The organism is Variovorax sp. MPBD4-3 (assembly GCF_058809745.1).
The window spans coordinates 16,624-34,288 of record NZ_JBXASW010000063.1 but is presented as its reverse complement, the minus strand read 5'-3'; the positions used below and the strand labels follow the sequence as shown (position 1 = coordinate 34,288).

The 17,665-nt window shown below is 66.6% G+C and carries 15 protein-coding genes; 8 read left to right on the top strand and 7 right to left on the bottom strand.

The window, feature by feature from the left end; translation table 11 throughout:
* Positions 1-1,349 (bottom strand): signal recognition particle protein (gene ffh, locus AC1RVW_RS26075; RefSeq protein ID WP_493203482.1); only part of this gene is annotated, 1,349 nt, incomplete at its 3' end.
* A 184-nt stretch (positions 1,350-1,533) separates the two neighbouring features.
* Here ffh and AC1RVW_RS26070 point away from each other — a divergent pair.
* From AC1RVW_RS26070 to AC1RVW_RS26035, 8 genes are all read left to right on the top strand, one after another.
* Positions 1,534-2,349, top strand: coding sequence for a cytochrome C assembly family protein (locus tag AC1RVW_RS26070; protein WP_493203480.1), 816 nt, complete (start codon positions 1,534-1,536; stop codon positions 2,347-2,349).
* Positions 2,346-2,609: a PP0621 family protein gene (locus tag AC1RVW_RS26065; RefSeq protein ID WP_081270254.1), complete on the top strand. Its 264-nt coding sequence runs from the start codon at positions 2,346-2,348 to the stop codon at positions 2,607-2,609. The genes AC1RVW_RS26070 and AC1RVW_RS26065 overlap by 4 nt, the downstream gene beginning before the upstream one ends.
* A gap of 19 nt (positions 2,610-2,628) precedes the next feature.
* The gene (locus tag AC1RVW_RS26060; RefSeq protein ID WP_493203477.1) at positions 2,629-4,326 is read left to right on the top strand and encodes a two-component system sensor histidine kinase NtrB; all 1,698 of its coding nucleotides are present in this window, start codon (positions 2,629-2,631) and stop codon (positions 4,324-4,326) included.
* Between the two features lie 4 nt (positions 4,327-4,330).
* The gene (locus AC1RVW_RS26055) at positions 4,331-5,881 is read left to right on the top strand and encodes a sigma-54-dependent transcriptional regulator (protein ID WP_106935680.1); all 1,551 of its coding nucleotides are present in this window, start codon (positions 4,331-4,333) and stop codon (positions 5,879-5,881) included.
* A complete protein-coding gene (gene ampD, locus AC1RVW_RS26050; RefSeq protein WP_106935681.1) occupies positions 5,868-6,482 on the top strand; it encodes a 1,6-anhydro-N-acetylmuramyl-L-alanine amidase AmpD in 615 nt (204 codons plus the stop codon). Before AC1RVW_RS26055 ends, ampD begins: the two co-directional genes overlap by 14 nt.
* Positions 6,483-6,832: 350 nt before the next feature.
* Positions 6,833-9,748: a ribonucleoside-diphosphate reductase subunit alpha gene (locus AC1RVW_RS26045; RefSeq protein ID WP_081270251.1), complete on the top strand. Its 2,916-nt coding sequence runs from the start codon at positions 6,833-6,835 to the stop codon at positions 9,746-9,748.
* Between the two features lie 203 nt (positions 9,749-9,951).
* The gene (locus AC1RVW_RS26040) at positions 9,952-11,130 is read left to right on the top strand and encodes a ribonucleotide-diphosphate reductase subunit beta (protein WP_081270250.1); all 1,179 of its coding nucleotides are present in this window, start codon (positions 9,952-9,954) and stop codon (positions 11,128-11,130) included.
* Between the two features lie 196 nt (positions 11,131-11,326).
* Complete coding sequence (locus AC1RVW_RS26035; protein WP_493203474.1) at positions 11,327-11,887, top strand: histone H1-like DNA-binding protein; 561 nt, start codon at positions 11,327-11,329, stop codon at positions 11,885-11,887.
* 69 nt (positions 11,888-11,956) lie between these two features.
* Here AC1RVW_RS26035 and AC1RVW_RS26030 read toward each other — a convergent pair whose 3' ends face one another.
* The 6 genes from AC1RVW_RS26030 to AC1RVW_RS26005 all read right to left on the bottom strand — a co-directional run.
* Positions 11,957-12,859 carry a carbohydrate kinase family protein gene (locus AC1RVW_RS26030; RefSeq protein ID WP_493203472.1) on the bottom strand — a complete coding sequence of 301 codons (903 nt, stop codon included), beginning with the start codon at positions 12,857-12,859 and terminating at the stop codon, positions 11,957-11,959.
* Between the two features lie 57 nt (positions 12,860-12,916).
* Positions 12,917-14,293, bottom strand: coding sequence for a zinc-ribbon and DUF3426 domain-containing protein (locus AC1RVW_RS26025; RefSeq protein WP_493203470.1), 1,377 nt, complete (start codon positions 14,291-14,293; stop codon positions 12,917-12,919).
* A gap of 55 nt (positions 14,294-14,348) precedes the next feature.
* Positions 14,349-15,236, bottom strand: coding sequence for a 50S ribosomal protein L11 methyltransferase (gene prmA / locus AC1RVW_RS26020; protein WP_081270246.1), 888 nt, complete (start codon positions 15,234-15,236; stop codon positions 14,349-14,351).
* A gap of 15 nt (positions 15,237-15,251) precedes the next feature.
* On the bottom strand, positions 15,252-16,601 hold the full coding sequence (accC, locus tag AC1RVW_RS26015; RefSeq protein ID WP_081270245.1) for an acetyl-CoA carboxylase biotin carboxylase subunit: 1,350 nt from the start codon (positions 16,599-16,601) through the stop codon (positions 15,252-15,254).
* Positions 16,602-16,603: 2 nt separating this feature from the next.
* Complete coding sequence (gene accB / locus AC1RVW_RS26010) at positions 16,604-17,071, bottom strand: acetyl-CoA carboxylase biotin carboxyl carrier protein (RefSeq protein WP_106935684.1); 468 nt, start codon at positions 17,069-17,071, stop codon at positions 16,604-16,606.
* 100 nt (positions 17,072-17,171) lie between these two features.
* A partial coding sequence (locus AC1RVW_RS26005; RefSeq protein ID WP_493203467.1) for a TlpA family protein disulfide reductase occupies positions 17,172-17,665 on the bottom strand: 494 nt, incomplete at its 5' end.

The window sequence follows — 17,665 nt, the reverse complement described above, 5'->3', positions numbered from 1 at the left end:
CCCATGCCCTTCATGCCGCCCATGCGCTTCATCATCTTCATGAGGCCGCCGCCCTTCATCTTCTTCATCATTCCCTGCATCTGCTCGAACTCGTTGAGCAGGCGGTTCACTTCCTGGACCTGCACGCCGGCACCGGCGGCGATGCGGCGCTTGCGCGTGGCCTTCAGCAGCTCGGGCTTGCGGCGCTCCAGCGGCGTCATGCTGTTGATGATGCCTTCCTTGCGGCGGATGTCGCGCTCGGCGCGGGTCATGTCGGCTTCGGTGGCCTTGGCGGCCATCTGCGCGGGCAGCTTGTCCATCAGGCTGGAGAGGCCGCCCATCTGCTTCATCTGCTGCAGCTGGCCGAGGAAGTCGTTCAGGTCGAAGCCCGCGCCGCTCTTGACCTTGGCCGCGAGCTTCTGCGCCGCCGCCACGTCGACGCCGGCCGTGACCTGCTCGACCAGCGCGACGATGTCGCCCATGCCCAGGATGCGGCCCGCGTGGCGCTCGGCGTCGAACACTTCCAGGCCGTCGATCTTCTCGCTCACGCCGGCGAACTTGATCGGCACGCCCGTGACCTGGCGCACCGACAGCGCCGCACCGCCGCGCGAATCGCCGTCGGTCTTGGTCAGGATGATGCCGGTGAGCGGCAGCGCCTCCTTGAAGGCCTTGGCGGTGTTGATCGCGTCCTGGCCCTGCATGGCGTCGACCACGAACAGGGTTTCGACCGGGTCGAGCGCCGCGTGCAGCTGCTTGATTTCGGCCATCAGCACTTCGTCGATGGCCAGGCGGCCGGCCGTGTCGACCAGCAGCACGTCGAAATAGTGGCGCTTGGCGTGGTCGAGCGCGGCGCGCGCGATGTCCAGCGGCTTCTGGTCGGGCGTGCTCGGGAACCACTCGGCGCCGGCCTGCTTGGTCACGGTCTTGAGCTGCTCGATGGCGGCGGGACGGTACACGTCACCCGACACGGTGAGCACCTTCTTCTTGCGCTTCTCGATCAGGTGCTTGGCCAGCTTGGCGGTGGTGGTGGTCTTGCCGGCGCCCTGCAGGCCGGCCATGAGGATCACCGCCGGCGGCTGGGCCGCGAGGTTGATGTCGGAAACGCCCTCGCCCATGGTGGCGGCGAGTTCGCGGTTGACGATGCCGACCAGCGCCTGGCCCGGCTTGAGCGAACCCAGCACTTCCTGGCCGAGCGCCTTTTCCTTCACGCGGGCGACGAAGTCGCGCACCACGGGCAGCGCCACGTCGGCTTCCAGCAGCGCCATGCGCACTTCGCGCAGCATGTCCTGCACGTTGCTTTCGGTGATGCGCGCCTGGCCGCTCATCGTCTTGACGAGGCGGGAGAACTTTTCTGTGAGGGCGGTGGCCATGAAAGAAATACCTTGTTGTCCGCTAGCGCGAACCGATGAAAAGTCGGGGAATCTGAAGCCGGTCGCGGGCGCTGCCCATTCGCGAAACACCGCAGAACCGGCTTCGCCGGGCCGCTGGTGTTGCCCCCGGTAGGGAGGAGGCGCAGCAACGCGAAGCCTGGGGGCGAGCCATTACACTTCACCGATGATTTTAGCGATCCCCTCTCCACTCGGCGTGGCGCTGGGCATCGCCACCGCCGTGGCCTACGGATTTGTCGCCGCCGCCGGGGCCCGGATGAGCCGCCAGGCGACCCAATGGGCCCTCGGCATTGCGTGGCTTTTGCACGCCCTGGCACTGGCCCACGGCCTCATGGGCAGCGAGCCGCGCTTCGGTTTCGCGCCCGCGCTGTCGGTCACGGCGTGGCTGGTGCTCACCGTCTATGCGATCGAAAGCCGCATGTATCCCCAGCTCAAGGTGCGGCGCGCGCTTGCCTGGCTGGGCGCGGCCGCGGTGCTGCTGGCCATACTGTTCGCGGGCACGCCGCTGCACGTCTCGGCCTCGCCCTGGCTGCCGCTGCACCTGGCGCTGGGCATCGCCTCGTACGGCCTGTTCGGCGCCGCGGTGGTGCATGCCTGGCTGATCACCCGCGCCGAAAAGCAGATCCGCCTGGCCACCGCCGAACCCCATCAGGGCGGCGTGCCGCTGCTCACGCTCGAACGCCTCACCTTCCGTTTCGTCACCGCCGGTTTCGTGCTGCTCTCGGCCACGCTGCTGGCCGGCCTGCTGTTCAGCGAGCAGCTCTACGGCACCGCCGGCCGCTTCTGGAAGTGGGACCACAAGACCACCTTCTCGGTACTCGCTTGGCTCACCTTCGCCGTCCTGCTGATCGGCCGGGTCCGCTTCGGCTGGCGCGGCCGCACCGCGCGCCGCGTGCTGTACGCCGGCTCCGCCCTGCTGCTGCTGGCCTACGTGGGCTCGCGCTTCGTGCTCGAAGTGGTGCTCGCTCGTCCTCCTGCATGAAATACCTCCTCGTCCTCGCGGTGCTCTGGGTCGCGATCTGGCTTTGGCGCAAGAACCGGCGCGAAGAAATGCGCGACGCGATGCGCGAGCGCGCGGCCAAGGCGCAGCAGCGCCCGCCAACCCCGGTCGGACCGCCACAGGCCATGGTGCGCTGCGCCCATTGCGGACTGCACCTGCCCGCGACCGACGCCATCGCCGGGCCGGGCGGCGCTGTCTACTGCAGCACCGCGCACCGCGACGCCGCCACCGTGAGCCGCTGACCACGCAGCGCCTTCGCCAATGAGTTCTCCCCTCTGGTCGCGCGGCGAGCCTGTCACCGACTGGGACGTGCTCGAGATCGGCGGCAGCGAAAGCACCGCCCTCATCCGGCTGTGGCGCGGCTTCATGGCCGCGCGTTGCTTCGTCGCGCTGGTGCTGGTGCTGCTGCAGGGCGTGGCTTTTGCGCTCGGGCAGACGATGCAGCCGCTGGCCATCGGGATTTCCGCCGTCTACCTGGTCACTGCCTGGCTGACCATGCGCTACACGCGCCTGCAGCCGCCGATCCGGGGCTTCACCGCGCCGTGGCTGCTCACCGTCGGCGTCGACCTGGCCGCCTTCACCACGCTGCAGGTGATGCAGGGCGGCAACGTCAACTACACGCCGCTGTTCGCGCTGCCGGTGCTCATGAGCGCGGTGCTCGGCACGGTGGTGGTGGGCCTGGGCACCACGTCCACCGTCACGCTGCTGCTGCTGGCCGACGCGGGCTGGCACTGGCTGCAGCAGCCCGTCGACTCGTCGGGCCGCTTCGTGCAGGCGGCGCTCACCGGCACCGGGCTTTTCGTGGTGGCCCTGCTGGCGCACGAACTGGCCCGCCGGCTCGCGCGCGAAGAAGCGGTGGCGCAGCGCAACCGCAGCAGCGCGCAGATGCAGGCGCAGGTCAACGACCTGGTGATCGAGACGCTGAGCGAAGGCGTGCTGGTGATCGATGCCGAAGGGCTGGTGCACGCGGCCAATCCGGCGGCCGACGCGATCCTCGGGCAGGGGCTGGCGAAGCTGACGCTGCCTTTCCCCCTGCACGCACAGCCCGCCTGGCATGCGCTGGCCGCGCTGGCGCGCCAGACCTTCGCGCGCCGGGCGCCCCAGTCGGAAGAAATTCCGGTGGCGCAGGCGCGCGGCGCGGCCCGCGAGGTGCGCGTGCGCACCCGGCTCACACCGGCCGACGACAAGCGGCTCGACAGCCTGTGCGTGATGTTCCTGCAGGACTTGCGTGAACTCGAGGCCCGCATCCGCACCGAGAAGCTGGCGGCGATGGGCCGCATGTCCGCCGCGGTCGCGCATGAAATCCGCAATCCGCTGGCCGCCATCACGCAGGCCAGCGCGCTGCTCAACGAAGACCTGACCGACCCCGCGCACCGCAAGCTCACGAGCATGGTGCAGCACAACGCGCAGCGGCTCGCGCGCATCGTGGACGACGTGCTCGATGTTTCCCGGGCGCGCCAGCAGCGCGTGCTGTCGCTGGGCGAGCAGGTCGTGCTCGACCCCGCGGTGCAGGTGCTGGCCGAGGAGTGGATCCGCCAGACGCAACGCAAGGGCGTGCAGGTGTCGCTCGATGCGGCCGGCAGCGACGTGCGTTTCGACGCCGAGCACCTGCGCCGGCTGCTGGTGAACCTGCTCGACAACGCATCGCGCTACGCCGGCAAGCGCGAAGGCTCGATCCAGGTGCTGACCAGCCTTCAGCGCGGCACCTCGGGCCGCCCCGCCCTGATGGTGTGGAGCGACGGCGCGCCGCTGGAGCCCGCGGTGCAGCGGCACCTGTTCGAACCGTTTTTCTCGTCGGAAAGCCGCTCCAGCGGACTCGGCCTGTTCCTGTGCCGCGAGCTGTGCCGGCGCCACGGCGCCACCATCGGCTACGAGCGGCGCGCGCTGGTCCAGGGCGGCCCGGAGGGCAACGAATTCTTCGTGAGCTTCGCCGCCAGCGAAAACCGGCTGACACAATAGCGCCGTGAGCATTCCCACCCCTTCCACCCAGCGGCCGGCGCAGATCCTGGTCATCGACGACGAACCCGACCTGCGCACGCTCTACGAGCTGACGCTGCTGCGCGAGGGCTATCGCGTCGAGGCCGCGGGCAGCGTGTCCGAGGCATGGCAGCACCTGGAGGCGGGCCGCTTCGACGCGGTCATCACCGACATGCGGCTGCCCGACGGACAGGGCATGGAAATCATCCATCGCATACAGAAGGAGCAGCGCAGCGAGCGCTGCGTGGTGATGACGGCCTACGGCTCGGCCGAGAACGCGGTCGAGGCGCTGAAGGCCGGCGCCTTCGACTACCTCACGAAGCCGGTCGATCTCAAGCAGTTCCGCGCCGTGGTCGCTTCCGCCGTGCAGGCGCGCAATGCCGCGCAGCAGCCGGCCAGGTCGGCGCCTGCCGCGGCGGCGGGCAACAACAACGATGCGCCGGTGGCCATGTCGGACAGCGGCGCCGCCGCGCTCGAGCGCCTCGTCGGCGATTCGGAGCCCATGCGCCTCGTCAAGTCGCGCATCGCAAAGGTGGCGCGCGGCATGGCGCCGGTGCTGGTGCGCGGAGAGTCCGGCACCGGCAAGGAACTGGTGGCGCGCGCGGTGCACGCCTGCAGCCAGCGCAGCGACGGCCCGTTCGTGGCCGTCAACTGCGGCGCGATTCCCGAGAACCTGCTCGAGGCCGAATTCTTCGGCGCCCGCAAGGGCTCCTACACCGGCTCGGCGCAAGACCGCGACGGCTACTTCCAGGCAGCGCGAGGCGGCACGCTGTTCCTCGACGAAATCGGCGACCTGCCGCTGGCCATGCAGTCGAAGCTGCTGCGCGCGATCCAGGAGCGCAGCGTGCGTTCGATCGGCTCCACGCAGGAAGACGCGGTCGACGTGCGCATCGTCAGCGCCACCCACAAGGACCTTCATTCAGAGGTGCAGGCCGGCCGCTTCCGGCAAGACCTGTTCTACCGGCTCAACGTGATCGAGATCGCGGTGCCCGCGCTGCGTGACCGCCGCGAAGACCTGCCCGCGCTGTGCGCCGCACTGCTGTCGCGCATTGCGCACGAGGCCGGAATGCCGGTGCCGCACCTGTCGGACGACCTGCTGCGCCGGCTCGGCATGCACCCGCTCGACGGCAACGTGCGCGAACTCGAGAACCTGCTGCACCGCGCGGTCGCGCTGAACGACGGCGACGAGCTGCACCTCGACCTGATGGGCGGCTTCACCGCCTCCGCCGAAGCCGCCGCGTCCGCGCCGGCGCCGCTGATGCCGGAGATCACGACGCCCGCCATGCTCATGCCGGCTCCCGCGCCGGTTGCGCCGCCCAAGCCCGCGCCGCCGCCGCTGCCGTCCGACCTGCAGGCCTACCTCGACCAGCAGGAGCGCGAGATTCTCGTGCGCGCGCTGCACGACAGCGGCTTCAACCGCACCGCCGCCGCCGCGCGGCTCGGCATGAGCCTGCGCCAGATCCGCTACCGCATCGCGCGCCTGGGCATCACCACGCCCAACGGCGACGATGGCGCGAGCAGCCATGCCGACGACTGAAGGCACCGCAGGCGGCAACGACGACGGTGCGCTCTGGCAGGCCGGCTGGTACCGCTTCGCGAAGGCGCTGCCCTCTCCGAACTTCGGCCCCCGCCCCGCGGGCGCGAATACCGACCTCGTCGTGATCCATTCGATCAGCCTGCCGCCCGGCGAGTACGGCGGCGACGCTGTGCAGCGGCTCTTCACCAACCGGCTCGACTGGGACGCGCACCCCTACTTCCAGTCGATCCGCGGGCTCGAGGTGTCCTCGCATTTCTACGTGCGCCGCAACGGCGAGCTCTGGCAGTTCGTGAGCTGCGACGACCGCGCCTGGCATGCCGGCGTGTCGTCGTGGCGCGGCCGCGGCAACTGCAACGACGACTCGGTCGGCATCGAGCTCGAAGGCCTCGAGGGCCAGTTGTTCGACGCGCCGCAATACGAGACGCTCGCGAGCCTGTGCGCCGCGATCGCGCAGCACTATCCCATCGCCCACATCGCCGGCCACGAGCACATCGCGCCGGGCCGCAAGCAAGACCCCGGCGCCGGTTTCGACTGGCGCCTGCTGCGCGAGCAATTGGGCTGGAGTCCACAAATGTTTCCTGCACAGGTGGTGCAGCGCTAATTTTTTCAATCGCGCGGCGGCTCGCGATGCGCGGATCGTGCGTCGCGGCAATGCGGAAATGTCTGTCGCTCGATCAAGCAACCATGCGCCTTGCAGGCCCAAATCGGCTCGCAAGCCAAGCCCCATGCGGCTTGCGCGACCATAGCCCAGTATTCACGCGGCATCTCTGCTGTTGTCCTACGCCGAAAGAGATGCCGGCAAGGCTTGTATCGAGACGAAAACGCTACATCTAGTGGGTTGTACACCCCTCGCACCCTAGATATAGTGTCCAACGTCCGGTCATCAACACCGGCGCGACGCCCGGCCCAGGCGTCGCCATCCAACAAGAATTGCCAACCGAGAGGAAGCGAATGCAAACTGCCCTGACCCCCCAATCGACCCCGCGTGCCGTTCCCTCGACGCCACCGCAGCAGCAGCGAGACACTGCCGGCTCCCCCAACGTCCAGAACCTGGCCCACTACCAGATCATCCGCCGCAACGGCGCCGTGGTGCCCTTCGAGCCGAACAAGATCGCCATCGCGATGATGAAGGCCTTCCTCGCCGTGCACGGCACGCAGGGCGCGGCTTCGGCCAGCGTTCGCGAGACGGTCGACGTGCTCACGCAAGGCGTGATCCGCGCGCTGGTGCGCTCGCGTCCGGGCGGCGGCACCTTCCACATCGAAGACGTGCAGGACCAGGTCGAACTCGGCCTGATGCGCGGCGGCCATCATGAAATCGCGCGCGCCTACGTGCTGTACCGCGAGCGCCGCACGCAGGAGCGTTCGAAGCAGGGCGAACAACAAGCGCCGGCCACGCCCGCGCTGCACGTGCTGGACAACGGCGAGCTGGTCGCGCTCGACATCAACGAGCTCAAGGGCCTGATCGAATCCGCCTGCGAGAACCTGGGCGAGAGCATCACCGCCGCGCCGATCGTCGCCGAGACGATGCGCAACCTGTACGACGGCGTGCCGCTCGACGAGGTCTACAAGGCCTCGATCCTGGCCGCCCGCACGCTGATCGAGAAGGACCCCGACTACACCTTCGCCACCGCGCGCCTGCTGCTGCACACGATCTTCAAGGAAATCATCGGCCGCGAAGTGATGCCTGCCGAGCGCGCCACCGCCTACGCCGACTACTTCCCGCAGTTCATCAAGAAGGGCGTGGACAACGACCTGCTCGACGAAAAGCTGCTGCAGTACGACCTGCCCCGCCTGGGCGCCGCCCTGAAGGCCGAACGCGACAACCAGTTCGACTACCTCGGCCTGCAGACCCTGTACGACCGCTACTTCCTGCACGTGCGCAAGACCCGCATCGAGCTGCCGCAGGCCTTCTTCATGCGCGTGGCCATGGGCCTGTCGCTGAACGAAATCGACCGTGAAGCCCGCGCCATCGAGTTCTATGAAGTGCTGTCGTCGTTCGACTTCATGTCGAGCACGCCCACGCTGTTCAACGCCGGCACGCTGCGCTCGCAGCTGTCGAGCTGCTACCTGACCACCGTGCCCGACGACCTGGACGGCATCTACGAGTCGATCAAGGAAAACGCGCTGCTGTCGAAGTTCGCCGGCGGCCTGGGCAACGACTGGACCCGCGTTCGCGCACTCGGCAGCCACATCAAGGGCACCAACGGCGAATCGCAGGGCGTGGTGCCGTTCCTGAAGGTGGTGAACGACACGGCCGTGGCCGTGAACCAGGGCGGCAAGCGCAAGGGCGCCGTCTGCACCTACCTGGAAACCTGGCACCTCGACATCGAGGAGTTCCTGGAGCTGCGCAAGAACACCGGCGACGACCGCCGCCGCACGCACGACATGAACACCGCCAACTGGATCCCCGACCTGTTCATGCGCCGCGTGATGGAAAAGGGCACCTGGACGCTGTTCTCGCCCTCCAACGTGCCCGACCTGCACGACCTGTTCGGCGCCGAATTCGAGAAGGCCTACGTCGCCTACGAAGAGAAGGCTGCCCGCGGCGACATCAAGCCCGCGCGCACCATCCAGGCGACCGACCTGTGGCGCAAGATGCTCACGATGCTGTTCGAGACCGGCCACCCCTGGATCACGTTCAAGGACGCCTGCAACGTGCGCTCGCCCCAGCAGCACGCCGGCGTGGTTCACTCGTCGAACCTGTGCACCGAGATCACGCTGAACACCAGCGACACCGAAACCGCCGTGTGCAACCTCGGCTCGGTGAACCTGCTGCAGCATCTGAAGGACGGCAAGGTCGACCAGGAAAAGCTCAAGAAGACGATCTCCACGGCGATGCGCATGCTCGACAACGTGATCGACATCAACTACTACGCCGTGAAGAAGGCGCGCGACTCGAACCTGCGCCACCGTCCGGTCGGCCTGGGCCTGATGGGCTTCCAGGACGCGCTGTACGAACTGCGCATTCCCTACGCCTCGCAAGAAGCCGTGCAGTTCGCCGACGAGTCGATGGAAGCCATCTGCTACCACGCCTACTGGGCATCGACCGAGCTTGCCCGCGAACGCGGCAAGTACTCGAGCTACAAGGGCTCGCTGTGGGACAAGGGCATCCTGCCGATCGACTCGCTCGACCTGCTGGAAAAGGCACGCGGCGGCTACGTCGAGGTCGACCGCTCGGCCACCCTCGACTGGGACGCGCTGCGCCAGAAGATCAAGGCCGACGGCATGCGCAATTCGAACTGCGTGGCCATCGCTCCGACCGCGACCATCTCGAACATCATCGGCGTGGACGCATCGATCGAACCCTGCTTCGGCAACCTGTCGGTCAAGTCGAACCTGTCGGGCGAATTCACCGTGATCAACCACTACCTGGTGCGCGACCTGAAGCGCCTGGGCCTGTGGGACGACGTGATGGTCATGGACCTGAAGCACTTCGACGGCTCGCTGCGTCCGATCGACCGCGTGCCGCAGGACGTGAAGGCGCTCTACGCCACCGCGTTCGAAGTGGAAACCACGTGGCTGGTGGAAGCCGCCGCGCGTCGCCAGAAGTGGATCGACCAGGCGCAGTCGCTGAACATCTACATGGCCGGCGCATCGGGCAAGAAGCTCGACGACACGTACAAGCTCGCATGGCTGCGCGGCCTGAAGACGACCTACTACCTGCGCACGCAGAGCGCGACGCACGCCGAGAAGTCGACGGTGCAGTCGGGCCGGCTCAACGCAGTGTCGTCGGGCAGCGATGCACCTTCGGGCATGAGCGCGCTCGAAGCCGCTGCAGCAGCGGCGAAGGCGCAGATGAACGCGATTCCCGCCACCGACATCGCGTTCTGCGGCGTGGACGATCCGACCTGCGAAGCCTGCCAGTGATGAGTGAATCGAAGCGCCGTCCGGCGCTTCGTTGAATCAGCGAGGCGCATGCGAAAGTCGTGCGACGGTCACTCGATGAAGCCATTGACTGACATCGCACGATGCATGCGAGCAACATAACAACCACATAAATGGCGTGCGATGTGAACGAGCACTTTGCAACTCACATCGTTACTCCGATAATTTGAGCATTGGATTTTTCTATGTTGACCTGGGACGAAGAAGTCAAGCCCTCCTTACCAAAGGATATGCAACAAGGATTGCAGCAGCACCACGCATCGACCGGCGGTTTTTCCGCGGGCCGTTCGGTGGATGCTCCGACTTCGTCGATTGCACAGCCCGCAGCAGCAACGCCCGCGGCCACCCAGCGCGTCAAGGCCTCCGACAAGCGCATCATCAACGGTCAGACCGACGTCAACCAGCTGGTGCCCTTCAAGTACAAGTGGGCGTGGGAAAAGTACCTCGCCACCTGCGCCAACCACTGGATGCCGCAGGAAGTGAACATGACGCGCGACATCGCGCTCTGGAAAGACCCGAACGGCCTGACCGAAGACGAGCGCCGCATCGTCAAGCGCAACCTCGGCTTCTTCGTGACTGCCGACTCGCTGGCCGCCAACAACATCGTGCTGGGCACCTATCGCCACATCACGGCCCCCGAATGCCGCCAGTTCCTGCTGCGCCAAGCCTTCGAGGAAGCGATCCACACGCACGCGTACCAGTACATCGTCGAGTCGCTCGGCCTGGACGAGAGCGAGATCTTCAACGCCTACAACGAAGTGCCGTCGATCCGCGAGAAGGACCAGTTCCTGATCCCGTTCATCGACGCCATCAGCGACCCCAACTTCAAGACCGGCACCCACGAGACCGACCAGACGCTGCTCAAGTCGCTCATCGTGTTCGCCTGCCTGATGGAAGGGCTGTTCTTCTACGTCGGCTTCACGCAGATCCTCGCGCTGGGCCGCCAGAACAAGATGACCGGTGCCGCCGAGCAGTACCAGTACATCCTGCGCGACGAGTCGATGCACTGCAACTTCGGCATCGACCTGATCAACCAGCTCAAGCTCGAGAACCCCGGCCTCTGGACCCCCGAGTTCAAGGCGGAGATCAAGGCCCTCTTCATGAAGGCCGTCGAGCTCGAATACAAATACGCCGAAGACACTATGCCTCGCGGCGTGCTCGGCATGAATGCCTCCATGTTCAAGGGCTACCTGCGCTACATCGCCAATCGGCGTGCACAGCAGATCGGCCTCGAAACGCTCTTCCCGAACGAGGAAAACCCGTTCCCCTGGATGAGCGAAATGATTGACCTGAAGAAAGAGCGCAACTTTTTCGAAACCCGCGTGATCGAGTACCAGTCGGGTGGTGCGCTCTCCTGGGATTGAATCTTTCGACAAGAATTAATGAATTCAAGAATTGCCCTTGCCACCGATCGCGCCATAGAGCGCGGCATGGACGAGGGCTCAGGTGTTCATGGTGCTGGGGCTCAGATTCCAACGCCATGAATCGCTTCACGCTACCCAACGTGCGTGGAGTGCTTCAATAGGTTGATTTTTTCAACTTGATCAAGGAGAAATAGAAATGGCAACTGCAAAGAAAGCGCCGGCTAAGAAAGCCGCTGCAAAGAAGGCTCCGGCAAAGAAGGTCGTGGCTGCAAAGAAGGCTCCGGCAAAGAAGGTAGCCGCCAAGAAGGCACCGGCCAAGAAGGTCGCTGCCAAGAAGGTAGCCGCCAAGAAGGCGCCGGCGAAGAAGGTAGCGGCCAAGAAGGCAGCACCGGCCAAGAAGGCCGCCGCCAAGAAGGCCGCCGCCAAGAAGGCGCCTGCCAAGAAGGCCGTAGCGAAGAAGGCCCCGGCCAAGAAGGCTGCTGCGAAGAAGGCGCCTGCCAAGAAGGCCGCCGCCAAGAAGGCGCCTGCGAAGAAGGCTGCTGCCAAGAAGGCGCCTGCGAAAAAGGCCGCGGCCAAGAAAGCCGCGAAAAAGCCCGCTGCCAAGCCTGCCGCTGCTGCCAAGAAGCCTGCTGCGAAGAAGGCTGCCAAGGCAGCAGCGCCCGCCAAGGCTGCCGTAGCACCCGCTGCTGCTCCTGCTGCACAGACGACGCTGAACCCTCAAGCTGCATGGCCGTTTCCCACGGCCAGCAAGCCCTGAGTCTTTTCAGCGGCCCTGAAGGCGCAAAAGCCCGACACCTCACGGTGTCGGGCTTTTTTATTGGGCGAATCAGAGGCCCAGGGCCTTGCGGTCGACCTGGTAGTTCTGCGGGCCGCGCTGCGCGATCTTGAGCGCGCCGATGCGATTGCCAAGGGCCGCGCACTGCGCCAGCGGCCATTCCTTTTCCAGGCCGAACAGCAGCGCACCGCGCCATGCATCGCCGCAGCCGGTGGGCTCGACCACCTCCGTCGGCACCACGCCGGGCACGTGTTCGCGCACACCGTCGGTCCACACTTCGCAGCCGTCGGCCGCCAGCGTGACCACGAGGCCGCGCACGCGCTGCGAGATCTCGGCCAGGCTCCAGCCGGTGCGTTGCGACAGCATCTTGCCTTCGTAGTCGTTCACCACCACCCAGCTCGCAAGCTCGACGAAGTGGCGCAGCGCCTCGCCGTCGAACATCGGCAGGCCCTGGCCCGGATCGAAGACGAACGGAATGCCGGCGGCGGCAAACTGCTCCGCGTGCTGCAGCATGGCGTCACGGCCGTCCGGCGCGATGATGCCGAGCTTGATGTCCTCGCGCGCCGTCACCTTGGTGACGTGCGCCTGCTGCATCGCGCCGGGGTGGAAAGCGGTGATCTGGTTGTTGTCGATGTCGCTCATGATCATCGCCTGCGCGGTGAAGGTGTCGTCGAGCTGGCGCACGAACTCCGTGCTGATGCCCAGCGAGCGCATGCGCTCGAGGTACGTAGCACCGTCGCTGCCCAACGTGGCCATCGGCAGAGCGGTGCCGCCGAGCGCATTGAGGCTGTAGGCGATGTTGCCGGCGCAGCCGCCGAAGTCGCGCCGCAGGGTCGGCACCAGGAACGACACATTCAGGATGTGCAACTGGTCGGGAAGAATCTGGTCGGCGAACCGCCCCTCGAAAGTCATGATCGTGTCGAACGCGAGGGAACCGCAAATTACTGCTGCCATGGGTGAGCCGTTGGTTGAAGGAATGGAAAAAGCAGAGGACGCGTGCGAGCGCCCTGCTCAAGGATAGAAGGCCTCGACGCGGTAGCCCGCGATGGGCGGCAGGGCCGCCGCTTCCGAGGCCGACAGCGTCAGCGGCAGCGAAGCCGCCCTGTCGGACCGCGCAGCCAGCACGGTAGGAGCACCGTAGTCGGCCGGCATGAGCACGCGGCGCACCACGGCACGTTCCTGGGTATCGAGCAGCGACAGCTCCACGGCAGGCATCGCGAGCGGCACCGTGGCGCCGTTGCGCAAGGTGAAGCTCAGGCGGTAGTCGTTGCTGCCGCTCTTCTCGCGTGCGAAGGCGGCGCCCTCGATCACGATGTCGCCGATCTGGCGCAGCGCCGCGAGCTCGCAGCCGGTGTACTGGCACAACGCCGCCAGTGCGGGACGCAGATTGGGTTGGCGCGCGGCGATGCCGTCACGCTCATGGCGGATGACCTGCACCACGAGCAGCAGCACGGCGAGCACCGCCAGCAGCACAAGCACTGCACGCACGCCCCTGCGCTGCCAGAAGCCCGGCGATGCGTTATCGGCCGGATCGTCTTCTTCGGACAGCGGATGCCCCGGCGGCGGCTCGAAGGTGGAAGACAAAGAAAAGTCGGGCTCGCTCTCGGTCTCGGTCTCCACGGCCTGCACCACGGCAGCCGAGCTCGCAGCCTTCGCGGCCGCGCGTTCCTCGCGGGCCTTGGCGCTCGCGATCTTGGCCGACTTGATGCGGGCGCGGCGCAGCGCCTTCTGCATCTGCACCTGGTCGTGGTCTTTTTCTTCCTGCTCGCGCTCGCCCTCCCCGTCGTCGCTGGCGCGCTCGACCAGCGTGCGCATCCTGGCCTGCGGCTTCACGGGCAGCGGCGGCGCCGGCGGAGGTGGAGGCGGCGGCGCAGACGCGAGGTTGAGATCGATGCTGGGGAACGGAGGCAGCGTGCTCTGCGGCGGCCTCCACGCGGGCTCGGTGGTGTCGAGGTCGGACCAGGGCTCGTCCGCGGCGATGCCGTGTTCGGGAAGCTCCAGGGAAAAGTCGAGCGGCGACGGCAGCGGAGGCATGACGGCCGGCTGCGGGGAACGCTCATGCCGCGACTGCTGCTCGGGCTCGTCGTCGAAGAAATCGGCGTCTTCCGCCGGCTGGACGGGCGCAGCGGCCGGCGGCGGAGGCACCGGCACCGGTGACGGCGCAGTCTTCGGCTCGCTCGACGATTCGACCAAGCCAGGCATGTAGCCACCCTGCATCGCAGGCGACGAACCCGCCGATGCGCCATCGGGCGCTTCGTGCAGGTCGAGCGTGGCGTCGAACACATGGCTGCAGCGTCCGCAGCGCACCCAGCCGTCGGAGATGCGAAGCTGGTCGCGCACCACCTTGAAGGTGGTGGTACAGGCGGGGCAGCGCGTGACGAGGCTCATGACGGGGCGATTGTAGGGTCGGGCCCTCGCCGCGTGAGGGGCGCGAAGCGGCGGTTCAGCAGCGCGCGGTCATGAGGATCCAGCCATCCTCGGTGTCGCTGACTTCGAGCGCGGCGTACGGTGCGTAGGCCTCTTTCAATTCGTCTGCCTGGCGCTCGAGGATGCCGGCCAGCACCAGCGATCCGCCGGCCTTCACATGGCTGCGCAGCAGCGGCGCGAGCACCTTGAGCGGCGTGGCCAGGATGTTCGCGAGCACGGTGTCGTAGGAGCCCTTGGCTGCATCGGGCAGTCCGGCCTTCAGCTGGACGCCGTTGGCCTCGGCATTGAGCCGGGTCGACGAAACCGCGGCTTCGTCGATGTCGACGGCGTCGATGTCGCTCGCGCCGAACTTCGCCGCGCCGATCGCCAGGATGCCGGAGCCGCAGCCGTAGTCGAGCACGCGCTGGCCGCCCAGGCCGCCCTGCCGCGTGGCGATCCAGCGCAGGCACATGCGGGTGGTGGGATGCGTGCCGGTGCCGAAAGCGAGCCCCGGGTCCAGCCGGATCACTTCCCTGGCCTGTTCGGGGGGCTCGTGCCAGGTGGGCACGATCCAGAACTCGGGCGTGATCTCGACCGGCGCGAACTGCGACTGCGTGAGCCGCACCCAGTCCTGCTCGGGCACGACGCCGATGCCGAGCACCTCGCAGCCTTCGAAGAAGTCCTGCAGCGCCAGCACGGAAGCCGCATCCTTCGCGGCCGCCTCGTCGGGAAACAGCGCGATCACGCGCGAACGCTGCCAGCCATCCTTGGGCGGCGGCATGCCGGGTTCACCGAACAGCGCCTGCTCGGCGTCGGTCTGCGCGTCGGCGTCTTCCACCGACACGCTCAGTGCATCGAGTGCATCGAGCGCATCGCTGAGCGTTTCGACCCGGTCTTCCGGCGCCATCAGGCGGAGTTCAAACATCGCGGTCTTTCCAGGTCAGCGCTTGTGTGCAGCCAGCCACTCTTCGAGATAGTGGATGTTGGTGCCACCGGTCATGAACTTGGAATCGACCATCAGCTCGCGGTGCAGCGGGATGTTGGTCTGGATGCCCTCGATCACGGTTTCGTTGAGCGCCGTGCGCATGCGGGCCATGGCCTGCTCGCGCGTGTCGCCGTACACGATGATCTTGCCGATCATGGAGTCGTAGTTCGGCGGCACGAAGTAGTTGGTGTACGCATGCGAATCGACGCGCACGCCAGGGCCGCCCGGCGGGTGCCACATGGTGATGCGGCCGGGCGACGGCGTGAACTTCCAGGCGTCTTCGGCGTTGATGCGGCACTCGATGGCGTGGCCGTGCATCTGGATCTGGCGCTGCGTGAACGGCAGCTTCTCGCCGGCGGCGACCATGATCTGCGTCTTGACGATGTCGATGCCCGTGGTGAACTCCGTCACCGGGTGCTCCACCTGCACGCGCGTGTTCATTTCGATGAAATAGAACTCGCCGTTCTCGTACAGGAACTCGAAGGTGCCGGCACCGCGGTAGTTGATCTTCTTGCAGGCGGCCGCGCAGCGTTCGCCGATCTTTTCGATCAGCTTGCGCGGAATGCCAGGCGCGGGCGATTCCTCGATCACCTTCTGGTGGCGGCGCTGCATGGAGCAGTCGCGCTCGCCCAGGTAGACGGCGTTCTTGTGCTTGTCCGCGAGGATCTGGATCTCGATGTGGCGCGGGTTCTGGAGAAACTTCTCCATGTACACGGCCGGATTGTTGAAGGCCGCGCCGGCTTCCGCCTTGGTCATCTGGATCGCGTTGACCAGTGCCGCCTCGGTGTGCACCACGCGCATGCCGCGGCCACCGCCGCCGCCCGCCGCCTTGATGATGACCGGGTAGCCGATGGCACGCGCGATGCGCTTGTTGGTGGCCGCGTCGTCCGACAGCTCGCCTTCGGAGCCGGGCACGCAAGGCACGCCGGCCTTGATCATGGCCTGCTTGGCCGAGACCTTGTCACCCATCGTGCGGATGTTGTCGGGCGTCGGGCCGATGAACTGGAAACCGCTCTGCTCCACGCGTTCGGCGAAGTTGGCGTTCTCGCTGAGGAAGCCGTAGCCGGGGTGGATGGCCTCGGCGTCGGTCACTTCGGCGGCCGAAATGATCGCCGGCATGTTGAGATAGCTCTGCGCCGACGGGGCCGGGCCGATGCACACCGCTTCTTCGGCCAGCTTGATGTACTTGGCGTCGCGGTCGGCCTCGGAATAAACCATCACGGCCTTGATGCCGAGTTCGCTGCAGGCGCGCTGGATCCGGAGGGCAATCTCCCCCCGGTTTGCAACCAGGATCTTCTTGAACATGGTCACTCGATGATGAACAGCGGCTGGCCGTATTCGACCGCCTGCCCGTTTTCGCCGAGGATCTGGGTGATCGTGCCGGACTTGTCGGCCTCGATTTCGTTGAGGATCTTCATCGCTTCGATGATGCAGACCGTGTCACCCTCGTTCACCTTGCTGCCGACTTCGACGAAAGCCGGTGCGCCGGGGCTGGACGAACGGTAGAAGGTGCCGACCATCGGAGACTTCACCGCGTGGCCGGCACGGGCCGCTTCGGCGGCCGGCGCTGCGGCCGCTGCGGGAGCCGGGGCTGCACCCGCGGCCGGCGCGGCTGCTGCCGCGGCAGGCGCCGCCAGCGTTTGCACGTACTGCACCGGGGCGGCGCCGCCGCCCTTGACGATGCGAACCTTGCCTTCGGTCTCGGTGATTTCCAGTTCGGAAATATTCGATTCGGACACCAGATCGATCAGTGTCTTGAGTTTGCGCAGATCCATGAGACTCCAGTGCCGGCTTTGCCGGTCTTTGGGATATAACTTGTCCGAAAATCGGCGATTTTCGGCGTTTGGCGGCTAACGCCAGCGGAGGGACGGGATTCTAACCACGAACCAGTTCGCGCCGCCAAGTGTCCAGATCGGTGGTTTCCAGCTTGCCCATTTTACGAGCCGCCACCGAACCGTTCGAATTCAGGACCAGCGTGAAGGGCAGACCGCCGCCTGTATTGCCCAGGTTCTTGACCAGTTCCGTCCCCTGAAGGCCGGCCAGGCCTGTAGGGTATGTGACAGGCGTCCGCTGCAGGAACTTGCGCACGGCGCTGGGCTGATCGATGGCCAATCCCACCACTTGCCAGCCGTTAGCGCCATGTTCGCGAAAAAAGGCGTCGATCATGGGCATTTCCTCCACACAGGGAGGACACCAGGTCGCCCAGAAGTTCAGCAGCAGCGGCTTGCCGCGCAGGCTCGACAGGACGAGGTCACCGCCCTCCGGCCGCTCGAAGCTTTGTCCCCAGAACGCGGCATCCAGCTGCTCGCCGCCGGCCGAACCGCTGCCTCGCTCCTTCCACCAGGCACCGCCGAGCCCGGGGGGGGGCG